The organism is Curtobacterium flaccumfaciens, assembly GCF_051548005.1.
In the GTDB taxonomy this organism is placed as follows: domain Bacteria; phylum Actinomycetota; class Actinomycetes; order Actinomycetales; family Microbacteriaceae; genus Curtobacterium.
The window spans coordinates 1-3,331 of the sequence record NZ_JBPUGH010000224.1 but is presented as its reverse complement, the minus strand read 5'-3'; the positions used below and the strand labels follow the sequence as shown (position 1 = coordinate 3,331).

The following is a 3,331-nucleotide window of genomic DNA, read 5'->3' as shown; positions in this document are numbered from 1 at the left end:
GACGGGCTCCCTACCCCGGCCGAGCACGTGGGGAGAGGCGCTGTGCCGGTCCGGCATACTGTCCGCATGTCCCAGAAGCGTCGCCGGTCGTTCGTCACCGGGGTCGCCGCCGTCGTCGCCGCCGGCCTCGTCGCCGGAGGGCTCGCGCTCACCGCCGAGCGCGGCGTCGACGAGCCGGTGATCGCCGCGTCCTCCTCGTCCACGGGGTCCGCCGGGTCCTCCTCGTCCACGGGGTCCGCCGCTTCCGGGGACGGCATGGTCGTCGTCACCCTCGACGGGCCGGACCTGCCCGGTGCGGACGTGCTCGACCGGTGCGAGGCCGACAGCCGTCAGCCCGTGGCGCAGTACGACACGGGCGCCCTCGGTCGGGTCGTCCTGCAGTGCGGGACCTCTGGGCAGGGCTACGAGCACATCCGGGTCCGGCACGACCAGGACTGGACCGAGGTCCTCGGCGACCGCGGCTCCCGCGACTGGGACGACGCGATGCTCACCGCGGTGCGGACGGCCCTGACGTCACCGCGCTCCGGCTACCCGCAGGACGCCGGGGACGGCAAGGTCTGCTTCGCCGCGCCCGTGTCGTTCGACGACGGGTCACGACCGCAGCGCGAGCCGTTCGTCAAGGTCATCGTCTCGGCCACGACCGACCGGGTCATCACCGCGTACCCGACCCGCACCGACGGCTGCTGACCGGCACGTCGCCCGCCACGGGACGCGCCTGCGACGTCGGCCGGAGCGAGCACGGCTCGGCGGGCACGGCTAGGCGTGCACCTCGTGCTCGTGCCGGCGGTGCGACACGGGCTCGAGCTGGAACGTCGAGTGCTCCACGGGGACGTCGAAGTGCTGCGCCACGCACTGCTGCAGCTCGTCGAGGATCTTCGGCGCGTGCGCGGTGTTGAAGCAGTGGTCGTCCACCACCACGTGCGCCGTGAGGTTCGGCACACCGGTCGCCACGAGGGTGGCGTGTAGGTCGTGGACCGCGATCACGTGGTCGAGCTCGAGGATGTGCCCGCGGACGTCGTCGAGGTCGAGACCGGGCGGCGTCGACTCGAGCAGCACGTTCGCGGTCTCGCGCAGGAGTCGGAGCGCCCGCGGCAGGATGAGCAGACCGATGAGGATCGCCGCCACCGAGTCTGCGCGCTCCCACCCCGTGACCATGAGCACGACCGCCGCGAGGATCACCGCGACCGAGCCGAGGGTGTCGTTGAGGACCTCGAGCCGGGCGGCCCGCGAGGTGAACCCCTCGCCCGAAGCCCGGATCAGCACGGCGTACGCCACGAGGTTGCCGACGAGCCCGACCACACCGAAGACGAGCAGCGGCCCGGAGTGGATCTCCGCCGGCACGAACAACCGTTGGATCGCCGACACGATGACGAACACGCCGACCGCGAGCAGGATCGCCGCCTGCGCGGTGGCCCCGAGCACCTCGGCGCGCTGGTAGCCCCACGTGCGCTGCGCCGTCGGGCTCCGCCGGGCGAGCCGGGTGGCCACGAGCCCGATGCCGATCCCGCCCGTGTCGACGACCATGTGCCCGGCGTCGACGAGCAGCGCCAGCGACCCGGTGACCACGGCGCCGACGACCTCGGCGAGGAGGATGCCCGCCGAGATGCAGAACGCGACGAGCAGGGCGCGCTCCGAGGCGTGCCCGTGCGCGTGACCGTGGTCGTGTCCCATGCCGCCATCGTAGGAGCCGCGACCGACGGCGTGCCAGGATCGCAGACGTGTCCCGGTCGCCGTACGAGCTCAGCACGCCCGCCGACGTCCTGGCCGGCCTCCACCCGAGGCTCCGCACGTACTTCGGCGCGGTCCCGCCGGGGTACGTCGGCCGAGGTGAGGGCGTGTTCGACGTCGTCGGTACGCCGCGGCGCTGGCTCTGGCCGGTGCTCTCGTGGTTCGCCCGCGACGCCGTCATGTTCCCGGTGTGGGAGCACGACGTCCCGTTCACCGTCGAGAACCGCCCCGTCCGGGTCGGGCGTGGTGCGGGGACGGCGGGTCACGTCGCGGTCCGGGCCCTCCGGACGTTCCGGTTCCGCACGGGCGACCGCACCATGGTCGACGCGATCACGGCCGGACCCGACGGTCTCGTCGACCACCTCGGGCGGCACGGGCGCGTCAGCGCCCTGCTCCGGGCGGAGGTCGACACGGACGGGCCGGATGCCGGCGCCCTGCGCCTCGTCTCCACGCATGTGACGTTCCGCGCGCTGGGACGTGACCGGGGCCTCCCGGCGGTCGTCGCACCGCGTGTGACGCTCGTCGAACGATTCGATGACGATGCGGACCGGCAGCGCGTGTCCCTGGTGCTCCGGGCGCCGATCGTCGGCACGCTGTACCGGTACGAGGGGGCGTTCCGCTACTCCGTCGTGCCGGAAGGAGAACGCTGATGGCAGCACCAGGAGCGCCGGGCGCACCGGGGTCGAAGCCCCGCGTGGTCGTGGCGGGGGCGAGCGGGTTCGTGGGGCAGTACCTCCGTCGCGCCTTCGCGGACGAGGGCCACGAGGTCGTCACGGTCGGCCGGACCGGTGACGCCGTGTGGGGCAACACCCTCCGGATCCGCGAGCTCGTCGACGGCGCGGCGATGGTCGTCAACATGGCGGGCAAGAGCGTCAACTGCCGGTACGGCCGGCGGAACCGGCGGGAGATCCTGCGGTCCCGGGTGGACACGACGCTGGAGCTCGCGGAGGCCGTCCGCACGAGCGAGCACCCGCCGCCGCTGTGGGTGAACGCCTCGACCGCGACGATCTACCGGCACGCCGACGACCGGCCGCAGGACGACCTGACCGGCGAGCTCGGCGAGGGCTTCTCCGTCGGCATCGCGAAGGCGTGGGAGCAGGCGTTCTTCGGGGCGGACCTGCCGTCGACGCGGAGGGTCGCGCTCCGCATGGCGATCGTGTTCGGCGACGGGAGCGCCCTCGTGCCGCTGCTCAGACTGGCGCAGGCCGGACTCGGCGGCCCGCAGTACGACGGCGCCTGGTTCCCGACGCCGGCACGGCTCCGCGCGGGGACGTACCACGAGCACCGCCGGACCCGCGGACGGCAGAAGTTCTCGTGGGTGCACATCGACGACGTCCTCGGCACGATCCGGTTCGTCCGCGACCACGAGGGCATCGAGGGGCCGGTCAACGTCTCGAGCCCGAACCCGTCGGACAACCGCACGGTGATGGCGACGATCCGGGACGCGGTCGGACGCCGCATCGGGCTCCCGACGACGCGGTGGATGCTCGAGCTCGGGTCGTTCGCGATCCGCACCGAGACCGAGCTCGTGCTGAAGAGCCGCTGGGTGGTGCCGACACGGCTCCTCGAGGCCGGCTACGAGTTCCGGTACCCGGAGCTGCGG

The 3,331-nt window shown here is 73.2% G+C and carries 4 protein-coding genes; 3 read left to right on the top strand and 1 reads right to left on the bottom strand.

Going from position 1 to position 3,331, the window contains the following annotated elements; all coding sequences use genetic code 11:
• The first annotated feature begins 66 nt into the window (after positions 1 to 66).
• Complete coding sequence (locus tag ACSW7Y_RS16645; protein ID WP_438127345.1) at positions 67 to 687, top strand: hypothetical protein; 621 nt, start codon at positions 67 to 69, stop codon at positions 685 to 687.
• A gap of 69 nt (positions 688 to 756) precedes the next feature.
• Here ACSW7Y_RS16645 and ACSW7Y_RS16640 read toward each other — a convergent pair whose 3' ends face one another.
• Positions 757 to 1,671 carry a cation diffusion facilitator family transporter gene (locus tag ACSW7Y_RS16640; protein WP_438127344.1) on the bottom strand — a complete coding sequence of 305 codons (915 nt, stop codon included), beginning with the start codon at positions 1,669 to 1,671 and terminating at the stop codon, positions 757 to 759.
• Between the two features lie 47 nt (positions 1,672 to 1,718).
• On the opposite strand from ACSW7Y_RS16640, the gene ACSW7Y_RS16635 reads away from it, so the two are divergent.
• Together ACSW7Y_RS16635 and ACSW7Y_RS16630 are read left to right on the top strand one after the other, a co-directional pair.
• Positions 1,719 to 2,378, top strand: coding sequence for a DUF4166 domain-containing protein (locus ACSW7Y_RS16635; protein ID WP_438127343.1), 660 nt, complete (start codon positions 1,719 to 1,721; stop codon positions 2,376 to 2,378).
• The coding region (locus tag ACSW7Y_RS16630; protein WP_438127342.1) for an epimerase at positions 2,378 to 3,331 on the top strand (954 nt) is incomplete at its 3' end. The genes ACSW7Y_RS16635 and ACSW7Y_RS16630, both read left to right, overlap by 1 nt.